The sequence below is a fragment of the Nibricoccus aquaticus genome (assembly GCF_002310495.1).
Taxonomy (GTDB): domain Bacteria; phylum Verrucomicrobiota; class Verrucomicrobiia; order Opitutales; family Opitutaceae; genus Nibricoccus; species Nibricoccus aquaticus.
In genome coordinates this window covers 2,828,186-2,845,913 of the sequence record NZ_CP023344.1, presented here as the reverse complement: position 1 = coordinate 2,845,913, position 17,728 = coordinate 2,828,186, and the positions used below count along the sequence as shown (strand labels likewise).

Annotated in this window: 15 protein-coding genes; 5 read left to right on the top strand and 10 right to left on the bottom strand. The window is 61.8% G+C overall.

The window, feature by feature from the left end; translation table 11 throughout:
• The first annotated feature begins 34 nt into the window (after nucleotides 1-34).
• Nucleotides 35-646, top strand: a complete 612-nt coding sequence (locus tag CMV30_RS11425; protein ID WP_096056144.1) for a CPBP family intramembrane glutamic endopeptidase — start codon at nucleotides 35-37, stop codon at nucleotides 644-646.
• A gap of 81 nt (nucleotides 647-727) precedes the next feature.
• Here CMV30_RS11425 and CMV30_RS11420 read toward each other — a convergent pair whose 3' ends face one another.
• From CMV30_RS11420 to rpsT, 9 genes are all read right to left on the bottom strand, one after another.
• A complete protein-coding gene (locus tag CMV30_RS11420; protein WP_096056143.1) occupies nucleotides 728-2,332 on the bottom strand; it encodes a secretin N-terminal domain-containing protein in 1,605 nt (534 codons plus the stop codon).
• 2 nt (nucleotides 2,333-2,334) lie between these two features.
• Nucleotides 2,335-2,835 carry a hypothetical protein gene (locus CMV30_RS19450; RefSeq protein ID WP_138223257.1) on the bottom strand — a complete coding sequence of 167 codons (501 nt, stop codon included), beginning with the start codon at nucleotides 2,833-2,835 and terminating at the stop codon, nucleotides 2,335-2,337.
• Entirely contained in the window at nucleotides 2,832-3,422 is a 591-nt protein-coding gene (locus CMV30_RS11410) for a hypothetical protein (RefSeq protein WP_096056141.1), read from the bottom strand. The genes CMV30_RS19450 and CMV30_RS11410 overlap by 4 nt, the downstream gene beginning before the upstream one ends.
• A complete protein-coding gene (locus CMV30_RS11405) occupies nucleotides 3,419-4,057 on the bottom strand; it encodes a PilN domain-containing protein (protein ID WP_138223256.1) in 639 nt (212 codons plus the stop codon). Before CMV30_RS11405 ends, CMV30_RS11410 begins: the two co-directional genes overlap by 4 nt.
• Nucleotides 4,029-5,072 (bottom strand): type IV pilus biogenesis protein PilM, encoded by a 1,044-nt coding sequence (locus CMV30_RS11400; protein WP_096056139.1) that lies wholly within the window; start codon nucleotides 5,070-5,072, stop codon nucleotides 4,029-4,031. Before CMV30_RS11400 ends, CMV30_RS11405 begins: the two co-directional genes overlap by 29 nt.
• Before the next feature lie 302 nt (nucleotides 5,073-5,374).
• Nucleotides 5,375-5,476, bottom strand: coding sequence for an AURKAIP1/COX24 domain-containing protein (locus tag CMV30_RS11395; RefSeq protein ID WP_083270211.1), 102 nt, complete (start codon nucleotides 5,474-5,476; stop codon nucleotides 5,375-5,377).
• A 66-nt stretch (nucleotides 5,477-5,542) separates the two neighbouring features.
• Entirely contained in the window at nucleotides 5,543-8,770 is a 3,228-nt protein-coding gene (locus CMV30_RS11390; RefSeq protein ID WP_096056138.1) for a UvrD-helicase domain-containing protein, read from the bottom strand.
• Nucleotides 8,763-11,714 (bottom strand): PD-(D/E)XK nuclease family protein, encoded by a 2,952-nt coding sequence (locus CMV30_RS20750; protein WP_138223255.1) that lies wholly within the window; start codon nucleotides 11,712-11,714, stop codon nucleotides 8,763-8,765. The genes CMV30_RS11390 and CMV30_RS20750 overlap by 8 nt, the downstream gene beginning before the upstream one ends.
• A gap of 125 nt (nucleotides 11,715-11,839) precedes the next feature.
• Nucleotides 11,840-12,100, bottom strand: a complete 261-nt coding sequence (gene rpsT, locus CMV30_RS11380) for a 30S ribosomal protein S20 (RefSeq protein WP_096056136.1) — start codon at nucleotides 12,098-12,100, stop codon at nucleotides 11,840-11,842.
• A gap of 134 nt (nucleotides 12,101-12,234) precedes the next feature.
• Between rpsT and CMV30_RS11375 the strand changes: the two genes are divergently transcribed.
• The 4 genes from CMV30_RS11375 to CMV30_RS11360 all read left to right on the top strand — a co-directional run bounded on the left by CMV30_RS11375 (nucleotide 12,235) and on the right by CMV30_RS11360 (nucleotide 17,048).
• Nucleotides 12,235-12,624, top strand: a complete 390-nt coding sequence (locus CMV30_RS11375) for a hypothetical protein (protein ID WP_096056135.1) — start codon at nucleotides 12,235-12,237, stop codon at nucleotides 12,622-12,624.
• 218 nt (nucleotides 12,625-12,842) lie between these two features.
• Nucleotides 12,843-14,948, top strand: a complete 2,106-nt coding sequence (locus tag CMV30_RS11370) for a TonB-dependent receptor family protein (protein ID WP_245844133.1) — start codon at nucleotides 12,843-12,845, stop codon at nucleotides 14,946-14,948.
• Between the two features lie 100 nt (nucleotides 14,949-15,048).
• Entirely contained in the window at nucleotides 15,049-16,557 is a 1,509-nt protein-coding gene (locus CMV30_RS11365; protein WP_096056134.1) for a PepSY-associated TM helix domain-containing protein, read from the top strand.
• A gap of 59 nt (nucleotides 16,558-16,616) precedes the next feature.
• Complete coding sequence (locus CMV30_RS11360) at nucleotides 16,617-17,048, top strand: copper-binding protein (RefSeq protein WP_096056133.1); 432 nt, start codon at nucleotides 16,617-16,619, stop codon at nucleotides 17,046-17,048.
• 191 nt (nucleotides 17,049-17,239) lie between these two features.
• On the opposite strand, the gene CMV30_RS11355 is transcribed toward CMV30_RS11360, so the two are convergent.
• A complete protein-coding gene (locus tag CMV30_RS11355) occupies nucleotides 17,240-17,683 on the bottom strand; it encodes an REP-associated tyrosine transposase (RefSeq protein ID WP_281254892.1) in 444 nt (147 codons plus the stop codon).
• Nucleotides 17,684-17,728: the final 45 nt, after the last annotated feature.

Genomic DNA, 17,728 nt, shown 5'->3' with positions numbered 1-17,728 from the left:
GCGAAGATCGGAATGGCTAATCTATATTCAAGTCATGAACGACGATCCCCTCTTCCAGGTCCTGATGCTCGGTGCCGGTCTTTTCATCCTGAAACTGTGGATGGATGACCGTCGGGCATTCGCGAACGGACACCCCAATCCCAAGGCGCTGCCGGGCGCGACTCCGGCCGGAACGAAGGCGGTCATCATCGGCATCGTCGGCGCGCTCGTTCTGCTAGCCGCTGAGACATGGGGCGAAATCAAACTCGGGATCGCCGACGAGCAATCGGACATGACCGCGCTCTTCGCGCTCTGCACACTGACGGCAGCCGTGGTGGAAGAGATTATTTTTCGCGGCTTTTTGGTGATCGAAAAACGCGGGCGGGCATTGCTCTGGGCGGGCGTGTTCGCGGCGTCGGTGCTGTTCGCGGCGTTGCATCCGTTTTTGTGGGATTGGACCGACGGGAAGCTAACGTGGAGTTTCACCGCCAAAGGCTGGTTTAGCACGGCAGCTATTTTCGCAGGGTCGCTGTGGTTTTATGCGGTTCGGTTCGCGAGTTTCAATCCGCGCCGGTCGCTGCTCCCCTGCTTCGCGGCGCACGCGGCCAAAAATCTCGGCGTGATCGGCGTGAAAGCCGTGCAAGGGCATCTGGTCGGCTGGTATTGAGCGCGGCAAATCGGGAAAACAAAAAGGCGCGACCTGCGTGAGGTCGCGCCTGGGAGATTGGCCTTAAGAAGCCAGAAGTGATTACTTCTTTTTCTTGGACTTTGTTTTTTCAGGAGCAGCCGGCTGGGCGAATGGATCGGAGCCGTCGCGGAAGCCAGGGAGCTCGTCCTTGGTGAGCTTCATCTCGCGAACCATGCGTGGATCGAAGATCTCGCCAACGGTGCCACCATCAGGCCTGACCGTGCGGGCAGTGATGAAAACGAGCATGTTTTGCTGACGCTTCGAGGTACTGTCCGAACGGAATAGGCGGCCAAGGCCGGGGATGTCGCCGAGCAGAGGAACCTTCGTCTGGCTGTTGGAGGTGGTGGAATCCAAAAGCCCGCCAATGCCAAGAGTGAACCCATCTTTGAGGGTAACCTGCGTCTTGGTTTTACGAACGGAGACAACCGGAATTTTGGCGTCACCAAAGCTGACATCCTTGGATTCGTCACGGCTGCTGACCTCAGGCTCCACCGTGAGCTTGATAAAGCCAGCGGCATTCACCTGAGGGGTAACCTTCAAGATTACGCCGATCGGCTTATAGGTAAAGCCACTGACCTCGAAGGCTCCGCGCTCCTGATTATAGGTGTAGTTCGGGATCGGGTACTCTTGGCCGACATTGATCGAAGCCTCTGTATTGTTGAGCGTCACAACAGTCGGATTGGAGACCAGCTTGGAGCCGCCAGCAGACTGGAGTGCGTTCAGCGTCAGATTAAACTGCGAAGCACTGAAGACTGCGGTGGAGATGCGGCCGACATTATTATTGAAGACATTTTCAACCGCAGACATCGGCCCGATACCTGCGAGCGTACCATCAGTGTTGATCTTGGGGCCCACTGTGCCGCCAACATTGTTTAGCTGGCTGGCACGGTCGTAGCCGTTATTCATGAAGTCCACATCGAGACCATCTTCCTTATATCCTGCGGAAGACTTCCTTCCGGAATCGTTCGTGTAAGCAGTTTCAAGTTTGCTGCCGCTTAGCTTGTAACCCTTGAGTATCGACCAATCGACACCGAGATCCTTACCCACGCTGTCGCTTACTTCGATAAACTTGGTCTCAATCATCACCTGATCCGTAGCACGGTCCAAACTCTGGATGATCGGGCGGATGCGCTGGATCGCCGAGGAACGCTCAGAAACGATGAGAGCATTGCTGCGTGCATCGATGACGATTTTGCCGCCGGTCTTGGCATCAACCATCGCATCGAGGCTGGGCTTCACATCAGAGGCCTTGGCGTAGTTGAGAATAAAAACCTCCGTCGAGAGCGGCTCCATATTGAGGGACTCAGCGGTCACGACTTTGATGATGTTTCCATCTTCAATGTAGGTATAGCCGACTGGATTGAGAACCACCTGGAAGATCTGGCGCCAGGTGACATCGCGCAGCTTGATGGAAGTCTTACCCACCAAGGTATCGGGGATCACGAGGTTGAGCTCGAAGAGATCGGCGACGTTGCGAAGCACGTTGCGGATTTCCTCATCGGGAAAATCAACCGAGAGCGTGTCTTTGCCCTTGGATACTTCCACTTTGGATTCGGTGGATGCGGCGGGCGGTGGGGTGGGAGAAGCAGCTTCCTGCGCCCACATAGCGGGCACAAGTGCTGCGGTGGCCAGCAAGGTGGCGGGAACTAGCAGTCGTGTTCTCATGATTATTTTCCTGATTTGGTGATGACGATGGGCCGGGTGATTTCTTCGTTTTTGTAACGAACCGAAAAGCGGGTGGTCTCGATCGCTGTGATCTCTAGCTCATAGACAGCGCCTTCAAAGGTAATAGGATAGCGCTCACCTACTTTTAACTTCTTTTGACCGAGAAGGATAATGGACTCGCCGCCCAAAACGAAGGTGCCCTTGGGCTCAAGTTGTTCGGACAGCGCGGCGAGCAATGTGCGATTCGACGCCATGATCGCGGCTCTGTTTGCGGTCGCTTGATTTTCGTCAGCGGCTGCATCCTCCGCGCGCGATCCATTTAGTGTGAATGGATTCACTGCACCACTCGCCGCGTCGGTGGACGCAGGCGGATTCAATAGCTTACTAGCGAGCTCGAGGGTGGTCACACGCCTGACTGGCGAGATGACATCAACCGCAGGAGCAGACCATAATGAGATCGGGAACAGGACAAAAGCCGGAGCAATATGTCTAAATATCTTCATGATTGTCCAAGGAGTTCGATACCGATGGAGAGAGTGAGAATGGGATCAGCCGAAGAAGCGTCGTCTTCACTGCCGCTTCCCACATTGACCGTAGCATTGAGTATACAGGGGAAGTGCTCGCCTTGCTCCAGTTTACGCACAAAGGCCAGGAGCTGGCTGTAGGTTCCTTGAACAGTGCAAGAGTACGGCACCGACGAATAGTGCCTCTTAGGGCCAGCGACCGGTTTGGCCGCAGTCGAAACAATAGATCCACCCGGGCGTAAATCAGTGAGTTTAACACCAGTGTCTGACTCGATCTTATAAAAATATTGCTGATTCTTTGCCAGATCCGCAGCACGTACGAGGCGTTGCTCCACTTTGCGATTGGCGTCTACCAGTGCCATCACGTGGTCCTTCAAAGAAGCCGAGTTTGAGATGTTGGACTTAAGGCGGCGACTTTCAGTAGTCCGCTCTGCCAACAAGGCTTCGGATTCAGGAACACTTCCTTGACGGAAAAAATAAACCACTGTGAGCAATAGGCTGAGTCCTCCACAGACTGCCGTAAACGGGTGCTTCTTCAGCCACACGGAAAGATCTTTGGTAGTCATGGTTTTTTCGTCTCCTTTTTCACCTGACTGGAACGCAACGTGATCTCGAATGAGAGCCGACCGTCCTGTGGATCACGCGAAAGATTAGTTAGTGCGATCTGGTCGAACCGTTTACCTATTTCATCGTCTGCCTTGAGCTGCTTTTCGTAGCTGGAAACCATACCACTTGCCTGCTCAGGAGTGCCCACGACCAGCCCGCGGAGATTCACCCCGACGCCGGTATACTCCATCGTCGTGATCGATATTTTCGCCGGCACAGACTTGCCCAGCCGGTTGAGAAACTTCGAAACCACGAGCTTGTTGCCGCCCAAAAAGGTCTCCAGCTCCTGGATTTTTTTCTCCTCAGCCTGGAACTTGGCGAACAACGCGACCGCATCATCGCTGGGCTTTTTATCCCGGCCGATCTGTTCATCGAGTTGCGCGATCTGCGACCGGAGATCGGCAAGCGTATACTCCTGATAACCGACCACTGCCAGCAACCCCGCCGCGAACAAAGCCGCGATGGCGTTAATAAAGAAGGTCGTCCGCACCACCTTGGTATCAGGCAACGTCACGACATTCCGAAAATTCGGATGCCATGGCCGTGTACCGGAACCTCCGGATGCCTCAGGATTTTTTTTCAGCAGCGATAGCATGGGAATTAGAAAGCATGAGGCTGATCAAACCCAGCCAGCGCATGTCGATTTCAGAGGCGACGGCTTTGCCATCGAGGGTGATTCGCCGGGCTTTCAGCCACGGCTCAAAATCAATCTTCAGCAGCCCGACGCCCAGTTGATTGGCCAGCGCCGCTTCGAGCCAGCCCAGCTTAGAAGGCAACATCGTGCAGATGACCTGCCCGATCGATTGCCCCGTCTGCACTTCATAAAAGCCGATCGAGGACTGCAGCTCTTTCAAAAGCTTTTTCGTGAGCACCGAGCCCATGCCGGTAAAATCAAACGTGTTCGAGTAAAACAGTTTCTTAGCGGACTCCTCGTCCTTCAGCCCGAGCTCCTTCTGCACGACCGGAATCATCGCGCTCAACCCCTGCGGGATCGGCCGGGTCGATTCCACCCCGCCTTCGCTCAAGATAAACGACTGCGTCGAATCCGTATCGATCTCGAGCACAAGCGTCGGCGTTTTAATGTCCGCAAAATTCAGATAATCCATCATCCCGCTCAGCGTAGACAATGACGCCAGCTCCAGCGTTTCCGGGAAAATACCCCGCGCTAGCAGCTGCTTTTGCGCTTCTTCTACCTCATCGTTCGATAGCCCCACAAACAACGCGTCCCTCTCGGTCGCCTTGTTAATGTCAAAATCGCTGCCGTCCGCCGGATTCAGCACCGCCAGCGTGTACTTGTCCGCCTCGATGCGAAATTGCGCATTCACCACCTCGTTCAGATAGCCATCTTCCTTGTAACGCTTCGGGTCCATCGACGCGCGCCGCACCAACCGCTTGGCCGGATAAATCCCGCACTGTGCATGCATATAGGAACCCGTGCGCTTCGGCTGCATCTCCTTCACCGCCGCCGCGATGCCGTCAGCATCCGTCGGCGGACAGGCCTTCAAAGCTTCCACCAGCATCGGGCCGCTCTTGGCCGACGTGCGTGCGAGTAAAACACCATAGTTGTTTACCTCGACAAAGTATCCCTGCGTTTTGTTGGAGAACAGCATGCGAAACGGTTAAAAAGTCAGAACTCAATCGGCACTAAGTGGGGAAAATGTATCGGCGATTTAGGGGAACTCATCGGCACAACCGCCGTGAGGAATAAACGCAAAGTGCCTATCCAGCCTCTCAACTGACAAGTGCAAAGCCCCGCGTAAGCCGTTGCCTAAAGGTATTTACGGATTATTTAGCCACTAGGTTGCACCAGACTCTCGTCCCCCTCTACAAAATAAAAAACCCGCTCGGTTAAGAGCGGGTTTCGAAAGTGCAGGGGTGACAGAAGGGCGAAAATGCCCACGCGCTCAGCGCGTTACTTCTGCCACGTACGCTTCTTGTGCCGGTTAGCTTTGAGGCGCTTGCGGCGCTTGTGCTTCGACATCTTCAGACGACGTTTCTTCTTAAGGTTGCCCATGGTGGTAAAAGGAATGTTGAGAACCGAAGAACGTGCTGAGCCGCTCCAGACGTGTAAAGCCCGATTTTAATCCACCACCACCTCGGTCCATTCCCCCAGTCCACTCGCATACACGAGCAGCTTCACCGCGCAGCCCGGGAAAAAATCCCGTACCGCCCGCCCATACGCGCCCAGTTGCGGACGATACTCTTCCCGCAAACGCGCCAGCATCGCCTCCCCCTGCTCCAGCGCCCGCCGCCGGTTCGTCTTCCAATCGAGCACCCACACCATGCCCGCTGCCGAGTCGTGTAACACGAAATCAATGACGCCATCCATCCACGCATCCGTCTCCAGCGGCGCAAACACCGCCAGTTCCGCCTGCCGCGTCCAACGCGCATCGTTCAGTTCCCTCCACCCCTCGCTCGCCAGCAACAACGCCAGCTCCCTTGCGCCGCGCTCCGCGAAGCCCAGCGTCTCCGCCGTCTTCAACGCCGCCGCCACCTGCGCCTTCACCGTCTCCATCGCCCCGCCCCACGGCATGAACTCCATCGTCTCATGCCACCAAAGCCCATAGTCGATCGCCTCGTCCCCATCAGTGCGCGTCGCCGCGACCAACTCGCCTGACGACTCATGCCGGATGCTGCGCACGCGATCCGCCGCCTTCTCCGCCAGCTGATGCGGTAACACCCGCCTCGGCATCGGCGCGACCTCAACCGCCACATCTCCAATCGCACCAACATCCACCGCCCCCGAGTCCGACGACGAAGTCTCCACCTCATCCTCAATCGCCTCATCGCCCGCCAAACCCGAGTCGTGAACAACGTCACCATCACTATCACGCGTATCCACATTTCCCGCTTTCAGCGTCTCCGCCACCTCCGGTAACCGCGCCAGTCCCGCATCATCGCCCCACAGCTCCGCAAAGCTCACGCCCCCGCCCTTCTGCCCCGGCCCAAACCCTTCCGCCCACGGGAGCACCAGCCGCTGCCTCGGCCGCGTCAGCGTCACGTACAACAACCGCGTCAGCTCCCGCCACTGCTCGCGCTCGCGCGACGTCTTCGTCTCATCCGACAAACTTGCCCCATCGAAATACACGCGCATCCGCCCGCCATCTTCACGCACCAGCCGCAGCCCCGCGTCCTCCTTGCTTGAAATTCTCCGCCAAAGCCCCAGCGCGATCACGACCGGCCACTCCAGCCCCTTCGCCGAATGCGCCGTCAATAAATTCACCGCGCCCTCCTCCGCCTTCCCCGACGGCTTTCCTTCGTCCAATTCATTCAACAACTCCGCCAGCCACTCACGCGCCCCCGCACCTTCCAGCCCGAGTTCCGCCGCGCGCGCCAATAGCCGCGCCAGCTCATCCGCCAGCCCTCCGCTCGCATCCAGCGCCCGCGCCTTCTCCTCCAGTCCGCACACGTCCACCAGCCCACGCGCCATCGCCCCCAGCGGCTGCCCTTCATCATCCGCGCGCAAAATCCACGGCCTCAATTTCTCCAGCGCCGCCGCGACCTCCGCGCCGTGTTCCTCAGTCGCGTCCCACTGAAACGCCCCGCGCTCGCGCAACTCGTCCGCCAGCCGCGCATCGCTGATCGCAAAAATATCCCGCAACACCCCGAACCACTCGAACGCGTTCTCCGGATCGCACACCACCGCCATCAACCCCGCCATCCACCCATAAACCGGATTGTCCCCATTCCGGTTCTTCCGCGTCTGCAACGCGACCTTGAGCCCTGCCGCCTCGAACACTTTCTGCACCGTGATCAGCCACGAGTTGCGCGGCGCCAGCAGACAAATCTCCCCCCAATGCCGCGCGCCCAGCGCCTGCGGTCCGTGCTTCAACAAAAACGCCGCCACCTGCCGCGCCTCCTCCGCCATCCACGCATCCACGCCTTTCGGCGCCACCTCCGGCAACGTCAGCGTCAGCCGCCCCGCCCGGCCTTCCACATTCTTCGGTCCCGCCGCCAGCGCCTCGTACCGGACTTGCAGATACGGTTTCTCCGCGCCCTCCGCCACCGGCAGACCCCAATTATACTCACGCTCCTCGCCAAACGCCGCCGGTAACCCCGCGTTCAAAAACTCGATCACCCGATGCGGCGCGCGAAACGTCACGTGAAACGACAGCAACTCCCCGCCATCTCCGCGACCAAACGCCTCCAGATGCCGCACGAAATTCCGGATGTCCGCCCGGCTCCCATAGATCGACTGCTGCCCATCGCCCACCATGCAAAAATGTCCATCGCGCGGTCCTTCCGCCCGCAACGCGCCACCCGCATTCGGCCACGCCCGCGGCTCCGCGCCCACCGGACGCGCGATCTCCACCAGCACCGCGAACTGCTGCGGGTCCGTGTCCTGCGCCTCATCGAGGATCACCCGCCACCCTTCCGCGCGAATCCGCTCCAGCGTCGGCCGGTCCCGTAACACTGCCAGCGCCGCGTCCACTTGATCCGCGTACGTCTGCACCCCGCGGTCGAATCGATAAAGCCGATACCGCTCCGCCAGCTCCGCCGCCAGCGCCGCGCCCGCATCCGCCAGCCAGTCCTTCAACGGCGCCATCCAACGCTCGCTCAACTCCTTCAACGCCGCGCCCGACCCCGCCGGTTTGTACAGCGCCAGAAACCCGCGCCCGCTCCGCCACTTCTCCCACCACACGCGCGCCGCCGCCTGGCTCAGCTCCGTGTTCTTCTTCCCGATCCCTTTCAGCGGCAGATCCAGGATTTCCCTCAAGACCGCCTCGCCCGGTGCACGCGCCGCTCCCGCCGGACACCGCTTCGCCAGCTCCCTCGCCGTCGTCGCATCGAGATCTTTCGCCAGCTCGAAAATCGCCTCCAGCGGCACATGCCTCAAAAACGCATCCAGCTGCGTCGGCGCCAGCGACGAAAACGTCATCACGTCCTGCTCCAAAAATTCCTCCCAGCACCGCTCATCATCCGCCGCGATCACCGCCGGATTCAAATTGATCCCCAGAGTCTGCCCGTACCTCCGCGCCAGCAGCAGACAGAAGCTGTGAATCGTCCCAAAAAACGCCCGCTCCAGATGATCCAGCGCCGTCAGCTCGCTGCGTCCTTCTTCGGTCAATCGACGCAGCAACACCGCCCGCGCCCGCTGACCGATCTGCTGCGCCGCCTTCTTCGTAAACGTCACGACCGCCGTCTTCGGCAGCACCGCCGACGCCTCATCCGACAACGCCATCGCTGCCAGCCGCTCCGAGATCGCCGTCGTCTTGCCCGAACCCGCGTTCGCGCTCACCGCAAAATTCTTCCGCCACTCCCGGCGAAACCGCTCGCGCGGCTCGTGATCGATCAGCTCGTCACTCATCGCCGCCCTCCGCGTTCTCCGCGCTCACGCCAAACGTGACCGCAAACTTCTCCTTCAAAATCTTCTCCGGCACCTGCGCCGATGCCAGAGGCCACGGGCATCCGAACAGCGAATACTCCGAAAAGTCCTCCGTCAGCGCCCCATAAATCCCCGTCTCCAGATGCCGCCCGAGCTGCGCCAGACACGCCAGCGCCTCTGGCAGCTCTTCCATCCCGAGCGACCCGCCATCGCCCGCATCCGGTTTCAACAAATGCACCCGCCCATGCGGCGCCCCCACCGACCGCATCGCCTCCAGATAAATCCCCAGCTGCAACGACGACCCATCCCGCCCCATCTTCGCCGCCGACAGCTTGTCGTCCTTCCCCGTCTTAAAATCCACGACATCGACCCGCGCATTCACCCAGTCGGTGCGATCGATCCGCACAAGATCCACGCGCCCATAAACCGTAACCCGCGCCCCATCCGCTCCGACCGGAATCGTCGCGCCCTTCGGCAAATTCACCTCCGTCGCCACAAATTTCCCCGCCTCCAACGCCACGACTTTCTCCAGCAAAATCTCGCACATTGCCTCCAGCTCCGCGTGAAACGATTCCCAATACCGGTCCGCCGGACGCTGCGCTTTCAACCGCGCCATCTCCGCCGCCAGCTTCGCCTTCGCCTCGTCGATCGTCGGCATCTCGCCAAACACCCGCTCCACCGCCGGAGTCCGCAACACCGCCGCCAGCACCCGGTGCGCGAGCTGTCCCAGCGCCTTGCTCCGCGCCCGCACAAACGGCTTCCACTCCACGCGCTTCACGCCGAGCACGCCGGCAAACCACAACTCCGCCGGATCGCCGATCCCGCGCTCGATCAGCCGCGCCGCCAGCTTCTCCGGACGCCCGCTCACCGGATCGACCGAGAAAAAATACTCATCAAACGCCCGCGTCGCATCCCGTCGCCCGCGCTGAATCTCCAGCCACCACCGCGTCTCCACCGGATCGCCCGCCGTCTTCGCAACCGTCGCCCGCGCACACCGCTCAAACAACTCCTCCAGCCCCGGCTTCTCGCCACTTTCCTTCGCGCCGCTCAACGCCTCCGCCCACAGCAACCGCTCCACACAATTATTCGGCGCCAGCTTCAGCTCCGCGTTCTGCTCGTCGAAAAGCGCCGCCGAGAAAACTACGCGCTCCGTCGTATCACGCACCAGCGCCGCCACGCCCTGCTTCTCGAAATGCGCCCGCTCGTCGCTCGTGAAAAGCCCGAGCCCTTTCCGCGCGCGCTTGTTCAACTCCGCCCGCCGCTCATCCGTCAGCCAGCAACTCGCTTCGCTCCGCTCCGGCCACACGCCCGCGTTCGCCTCGACGAAAATCAGATGCGACCACGGCAGCCCTTCCGCCCGCCGCCGCGTCGTCAGAATTACCCGCGCAAATCCATTCCGCCCCGCCCCACCCGCCGCCGGACTCTTCTCCGGCAAAAACCCCTTCATCGCCGCAAACACCACTTTCCCCGGCAACACGCGCGTCTCCTTCTCCGCAAACGCCTCCAACGTCCCCCAGCCTTCCAGCAATTCTTTCGGCTGCTCCAGCTTCGCCCACACTTCTGAAAAACGTTTCAACGCCTCCGCCAGCGTCAGCTCCGACGGCCACGCCGGAAGCAACAGCGTCGCGACCTTTCCGACTTCCGCCCACGCCGGTCGCTTAACCGCTCCCGCGTCCAGATTCTCCCGATACACGCCGAGCGCATGATTCTGCTTCTCCTCGAATAACCGCTCGCACACATCGCGAACCTCGCCGAGCGACAGCTCCGTCCGCCCCACCGCCTTCAACAGCGGCCACAGCGTAAGCAACTCCTCCAGCCGAGCGCCCTTCTCATAAAACTCTAGCAACGCCCGCGCGAGCTTCACCTCTACCGGCGGCGGACTCGACAACCCGAGCTGATCGACAAACGCCACACCGCGCTCCGCCAGCAACCTCGCCAGCTGAAAATGTGCCGCATCCGCCTTCGGAAAAATCACACCCACGCCCGCCGCTCCGCCGCGCAAACTCGCCACGATCTCCTCCGCCACCAGCCGCATCTCGTCGCCCCGCGTGAGCCCCACGATCACCCGCGCCGCATCCGCATGGCGCTCTTCCGCCGCGACCACCGCCTCGCCTCCGATCCATCCTGCCACCGCATGTTCGCACGACTCCACCGCGTCTTCTTCGACCAGCGGCTCCGGCACCACACCGAGAAACTTTTCCCACAACTCCGCCCAATCCACCGCCACCGCCTGCTTGCGCCCCTGAAACTCCGGCTCCGGCACGATCACCGTCACGTCGGAAAATCCCCGCGCAAACGTAGCCACATTAAAAAACTCCCCGCGCATCTCCGGCCCGAATCCATGCACCAGCACCCGCCCGCCGATCGCGCGCGCATCCGCCGCCTGCATCGCCACCGCCGCCGCATTCGCCTGCCGCGGCGCAAAGTCATACCCGAGCCCATCGACCCACCCGACCAGCTCCGCAAAAATCTCCCGCAGCGTCGCCAGTTCAAAATCCTCCGGCCCGAATCCCGCCTTCAACAACTCATCGAAATCGTCCAGCGCCCGCTCCAGATCGCTCTGCAAACTCCGCACCAATCCCCGCTCCGGCGCATCCACCGTCATCGCCTTCAACCGCCGCTCCACGATCACGCCCAATCCCAACATCAACAACTCCCGTCCCAGCGCCGGTTTCAACGCTGCGCCCGCTCCGAGCGCGACCCACTTCTTGCGCGCCAGCCCGGGTGACAAAAACTCCACACCGAGCAACGCCACGCCTTCCAGCAAACACCGTTGCTTCAGCGCCTGAGCCTGCCCCCGCGTCGGCACCACCACATAACTCCGCTGCAACACGCCGCGATTTTCCTCCAGCCAGGGCCGGATCGCATCGCGCCACGCCGTCTCGGCATAGCGGTAGAGAAAGAGTTCAGTGCGGGGTGACTCCACGAGTGACGCGAAAAAGGCACGCCCCCGTCCCCGGCTCAACTCATTCCCCGCACAAAAAAGAACCCTCGCCGCTTTGTGCGCGGCGAGGGTTCAGGGGGACTAACGATGGATGGAAATCCTGAAAATTACTTGGCCTGCGCGAACTTCGCGACGTGCGACTTGGCGCGAGCGGCGGCGTTCTTGTGGACGACGCCCGACTTCGTAGCCTTGTCCATTGCGGAAGCGTAAGCGGAACCAGCGGCCTTGGCAGCAGCGGCGTCGCCAGCCTTCGCGGCGACTTCGAACTTCTTGTGAAGGGTCTTCAGGCGGGTTTTGACGGCCTTGTTGCGGACGGTGAGGCGCTCGGTTTTACGGGCGGCTTTGATGGCAGATTTAGTGTTGGCCATGGCGTATAAAAGATTGGAAGCCGGACAAAAACTCATTCCCGCCCGGGAGAGTCAAGGGTTTTGTCCATGGGCTCACCGCTCCCTCAACACAGGCTTGCCGCTAGCAATTCTCTCCGGCAACCACACGCCCGTCCATGAAGCGCCGCTTCCAGATCGCCGTCATCCTCTTCGCGTGGCTCCTCGCCACCGGCGGACAATGGCATCTGATCCAGTCCTTCGCCTGGGGCCGCATGATCGCCGCTTACGCGAAAACCATGCCTCTCCGTGAAGCCGTCCGCCTCACGATGACGCCCGACAACATGTGCGGCGTCTGCGAACTCGTCAGCGCCGCCCAGCAACAACACGGCGACACCGCACTCCCCGTCGGCACTTCGCTCGACGCCAAAACACTCCTCGCTTTCCAGCCCGCCCCGACGGTGATCCTCACCGCCCCGCCCGCACCTGAGTGGTCGCTTAGCGACCGAGAAACACCCGCCTCCGAGCGGGCCGCCCCGCCGCTCCAGCCCCCGCGCGCCCTCGTCTGAGTGAAAGGACGACCTCCGTGTCGTCCTTCCTGACTCCGTGCCCAAGCCGCCACTACGCGGCCACGCACACTCCGGCCCCATAGCCGCTCCACGCCCCCGCCCGCATGTTTTCATGCGCCCGCCGAGCGTGAATCCCGCCCAAGCCGGACTCCACCAACACAACCGACGGCCCTGCCGTCCCCTCATCACATCGCCTCCTAGCACACACTCATTTGTCCGTGAAAATCTTTTCTTCCCTCTCATCCCTCCACGTCGCAATCGCCGCCCTGGCGCTCGCGACTTCCCTCCACGCCACCGCAACGGCGTCAACCACTCCGCCCCCCGCCGAGCCCGCGCCCATCGCCCTCGATAAACTCGAAGTCACCGCCGACCGCGCTCCCTCACTCACCTCACCTTCCCTCGCCTCCTCCCGCGCTGAACTCCTTACCGTCCCCGGAGGCACCGAAGTCATCGACTCCGCCCGCTACCTCCGCGGCCGCGCCAGCACCGTCGAAGACACCTTCGCCCTCTCCGCCGGCGTGATCGCCCAATCTCGCTTCGGCTCCGACGAAGCCCGCCTCTCCATCCGCGGCTCCGGCCTCCAACGCACCTTCCACGGCCGCGGCCTCCGCGTCCTCCAAGACGGCGTCCCCATCAACCTCGCCGACGGCGGCTTCGACATGCAGGCCCTCGAACCGCTCAGCGCCGCCTACATCAACGTCTGGCGCGGCGGCAACGCCCTCGCCACCGGCGCCTCCACCCTCGGCGGCGCCATCGACTACATCTCCCGCACCGGCCGCGACGCCCCCGCCCTCTTCGCCCGCGCCGAAGCCGGCTCCTGGAATTACCTCCGCGCCTCCCTCGCTTCCGGCGGCACCACGGGCGCGCGCAATCAGTTCGATGGATACGCCTCCTTCACCCACCAGTCGCAAGACGGCTTCCGCGATCACGCCGAACAATCCAACCAGCGCCTCTTCGCCAACGCCGGTATCCGCTTCTCGGGCTTTGCCGAGACCCGCTTCTACGTCACCGCCGCCCGCACCGACTCCGAGCTCCCCGGCAGCCTCTCCCGCGCCCAGCTCGACACCAACCCACAACAGTCTCTCGCCAGTAACATCACCCTCGATCAACACCGCGACTTCGACCTCCTCCGCCTCGCCAATAAAACCACCATCCGCACCGGTGAAACCACCTGGGACTTCTCCGCCGCCTGGACCTACAAAGACCTCGACCACCCGATCTTCCAAGTCATCGACCAGCTCTCCAACGACGCACTCCTCGGAGCCTCCGCCACGCACACCGGCGACTTCCTCGGCCGCTCCAACCGACTCCGCGCCGGCGTCTTCTTCACCCGTGGCCTCACCCACGCCACCAACTTCATCAACGCCTCCGGCAAGCGCGGCGCGCTCGTCTCCCAAGCCGATCAAACCGCCACCAACCTCGAACTCTTCGCCGAAGACCAGCTCACCCTCGGTCGCGGCTTAACACTCGTCGCCGGCTTCAGCTCCGCCGCCAACAAACGCGAAAACGAAAAAATCACCGGTGGCGTCGCCAGCTACGAACTCGATTACGACCGCCTCATGCCAAAACTCGGCCTCCGCTGGGATGCTCGCGACATTCAAGTCTTCGCCAACTTCTCCGGCTCCTACGAGCCGCCATCATTCAGCGAAACCCTCACCCTTAACACCGCGCGCAACGCCCAGACCGCCACCACTGTCGAGCTCGGCACGCGCGGCATCCATCGCTTTCTCCGCTGGGATCTCTCGCTCTACTCAGCCGAGCTAAAAAACGAACTCCTCACGCTCGACCACGACAACAACCCGTCCACCGCCGCCGCGACCATCAACGCCAACCGCACCACCCACCGCGGCATCGAATTCGCCACCGAACTCGACCTTCTCGGCACCGACTGGAACGCCACCACTACGCCCACCCACCGCCTCGTCGCCCGCGCCGCCTGGACCTACGGCGACTTCCGCTTCGATAGCGACGCCCGCTACGGCAACAACCGGCTCGCCGGCCTCGCCCCACACCAAATCCGCGGCGAACTCACCTGGGAACACGCCAGCGGCTGGTACGCCGGCCCCACCTTCGAGTGGTCACCGAAAGATAACTACATCGACTTCCGCAACACCTTCGCCGCCGACGCCTACGCCCTCATCGGCCTCCGCCTCGGCCAGCGCCGCGCCACGGGAATCTCCTGGTTCCTCGAAGCCCGCAACCTCTCCGACAAACGCTACGCCGCCACCACCGGCGTCATCGAAAACGCCACTGGCCTCGATCAGCCCCAGTTCCTCCCCGGCGACGGTCGCAGTCTCTTCGCCGGCCTCGAATACCGCTGGTAACCGCCCGCTCCTCTAAGCCTCACACCAGAACAAAATCCTCCGCCGACGGCGATGCCCGTCACCCCCGTCGGCGGAACCTTTCTACTTTTCCTCGCCCCCCATGAGCTCATCCAATGCTCCGGCTCGCTCCGACGCTCCACTCGAAAATCGAGAATCCAAAATCGAAAATGCCGGTGCCCTCTACCGCGCCGCCTGGCGCTGGCATTTCTACGCCGGCATCCTCGCCGCTCCGCTCGCCATCTTTCTCGCCGTCACCGGCACGCTCTACCTCTGGAAACCCCAGTACGAGGCCTGGCGCTACCGCGATCTCCGCGAGGTTCCCATCCAGACATCCGCCGCCTCCATCGACGACCAGTACGCCGCCGCCCTCGCCGCCTATCCCGACGCCAAACCCGTCACCTTCACGCCCGCCTTCGAACCCGGCCGCACCAGCGAACTCGTCGTCCGCCTCTCAGGGAAAACCTCCGCCACCCACGACGCGCCCATGCCCATCTGGGCCGGCGAACGCGCCACCGTATTCATCAATCCTCACACCGCCACCGTCGTCGGCACGCTCGCCGAACGCGACCGCGTGATGAACACCATCCACGACCTCCACGGCGAATTGCTCGCGGGCAAGGCCGGCCGCGTCATCGTCGAGCTCGGCGCCAGCTGGCTCTTCGTCCTCATCCTCACCGGCATTTATCTCTGGTGGCCGCGCCCGCACTTCAGCGTCTGGGGTTTTCTGCTCCCACGACTGCGCGCCAAGGGCCGCGTTTTCTGGCGCGACCTCCACGCCGTCCCCGCCGTCTGGCTCTCGGCCGGCACGCTCTTCCTGCTCTCCTCCGGCATCCCGTGGACGAACGTCGGCGGCACCTGGTTTCGCACCGTCTCCGCCGCGCTCGGCGAAGGCTCGCCCAAGGAATCCAGCGCCAGCGCCCACCGCTCCGAACTCACCGGCTGGGCCCCGCCGCTCAAAGCCGGCCACGCCGAAAAAATCGACGCACTAGCCTCAACACCTCCGGCCATGGACAACCTCCACGCCGACCACCGCGAGCCCTTCTCTCCCGAATCGAAAATCGATAATCCAAAATCAAAAATTCTCCTTCCCCGCCTCACTCTCGCCCGCGCGATGGAAATAGCCGACGCCAACCAAGTCCCTCGCCCCTACTCCCTCGCCCTGCCCTCGAGTCCGACCGGCGTCCTCAGCGCGATGACCGACCGCAACCGCGCCTTCACCCGCGCCTACCTGCACCTCGATCAATACTCGGGCCGCGTCCTCGCCGATGTTCGCTACGACGACTTCGGCTTCATGGGGAAATTCGTCCTCTGGGGCATCATCGCCCACGAGGGCCAGCTCTTCGGCGTGATCAACCAAATCGCCAATACCCTCGTCTGCCTCGGCATCATCACCATCGCCGCCACCGGCCTGGCGCTCTGGTGGCGACGCCGCCCCGCCGGACAACTCGCCGCCCCCACCAGTACCGCCTCGCTGCCGAAGCCCGTCTTCTTTGGCACGCTCGCGCTCGCGGTTTTTTTGCCACTCCTCGCCGCCTCTCTCGCCGTACTAGTCATCGGCGATCTCATCTTCTCAAAATTCCTCCCTTGGCTGCGCCCACGCGCCTCTTGATTCCTGAGCCAAAAATAATCTCCACGACTCCCCATCTCTCCCGTCATCTAAAACAAACCATGAAACCGCTGCGCTTCTCCGCCTTCCTCGCCACGCTCGCACTCGTCACCGCCTGCTCCCGCGAATCCTGCTGCGACACCTGCGAATGCACCTCAACCGACACCCAGACGTCGAAGTCCGCCAACACACCAAGCACCAGCACCGCGTCTCCCGACATCTCGTCCGCGACTTCCGACAACACCAAACAACCCTCCCGCAAATTCCCGCTCAAAGGCGTCGTCACCGAACTCCTCCCTGATCAATCCGCCCTCATGGTGAAACACGAAGCCATCCCCGGCGTGATGAAAGCCATGACGATGATGTTCACCGTGGATCCCGCCGTCATCACGACCGTGAAAAAAGGCGACGCCATCACCGCCCTCATGTCCCGCACCGCCGACGGCGACTGGCACCTCAACGACGTGAAAGTCGTCTCACCCGCCACACCATAATCCATTTTTTTCGCCGCCCCCGTTTCCAAGGTAGGGACGATGCTCCGCATCGTCCATCCGCGCCATCCGCGTTCACACATCGCCTACCTGCCTCCAACTCCAAACCGCCCCTGTCCATTCACCACATCTCCCCGGGCAATACTCCGCATAGCCCTGCCCGCTGAGCTGTAGTCAACCATCCCTCCGCTCCTTCACGCTTCCCACCGATACGGCCAGTCCTCCGCGCGACCGACGAGTCCCGCACGCACCGGATTTTCCCGCACATAATACGACTTCAGCGCGTGCTCGTTTTCGTTACGCAGCCGATGATCAAAATATCCACGCTGCCAGCCAACACCCGTCTGACCGGCAGTGTAGATTTTGAACTTCCTGATTACCGCGCCCATGCGTTGTTCACCCGGAAACGCCAGAATCGCGTGCAGATGATCCGGCATCAGGACAACCAACCGGCACCACCAATCGCCTGCCGTATGATAGTGCCGCAATGCGTCCAGCACCCGCTCAGCCACTTCGGGTTTTGTGAGCTGTGGCCTCCCACGCTCAGCGCAGCACACCGTAATAAAAAATAGCGCGCCCTCCTCGACCCAAGATGGCACGGCATGCGGCAACGTTTTCCGAATCGGAAATCCCTCCATGCCACCGAGCATTTCCACCCGCTCACAACACCCGCAAGCCATCAC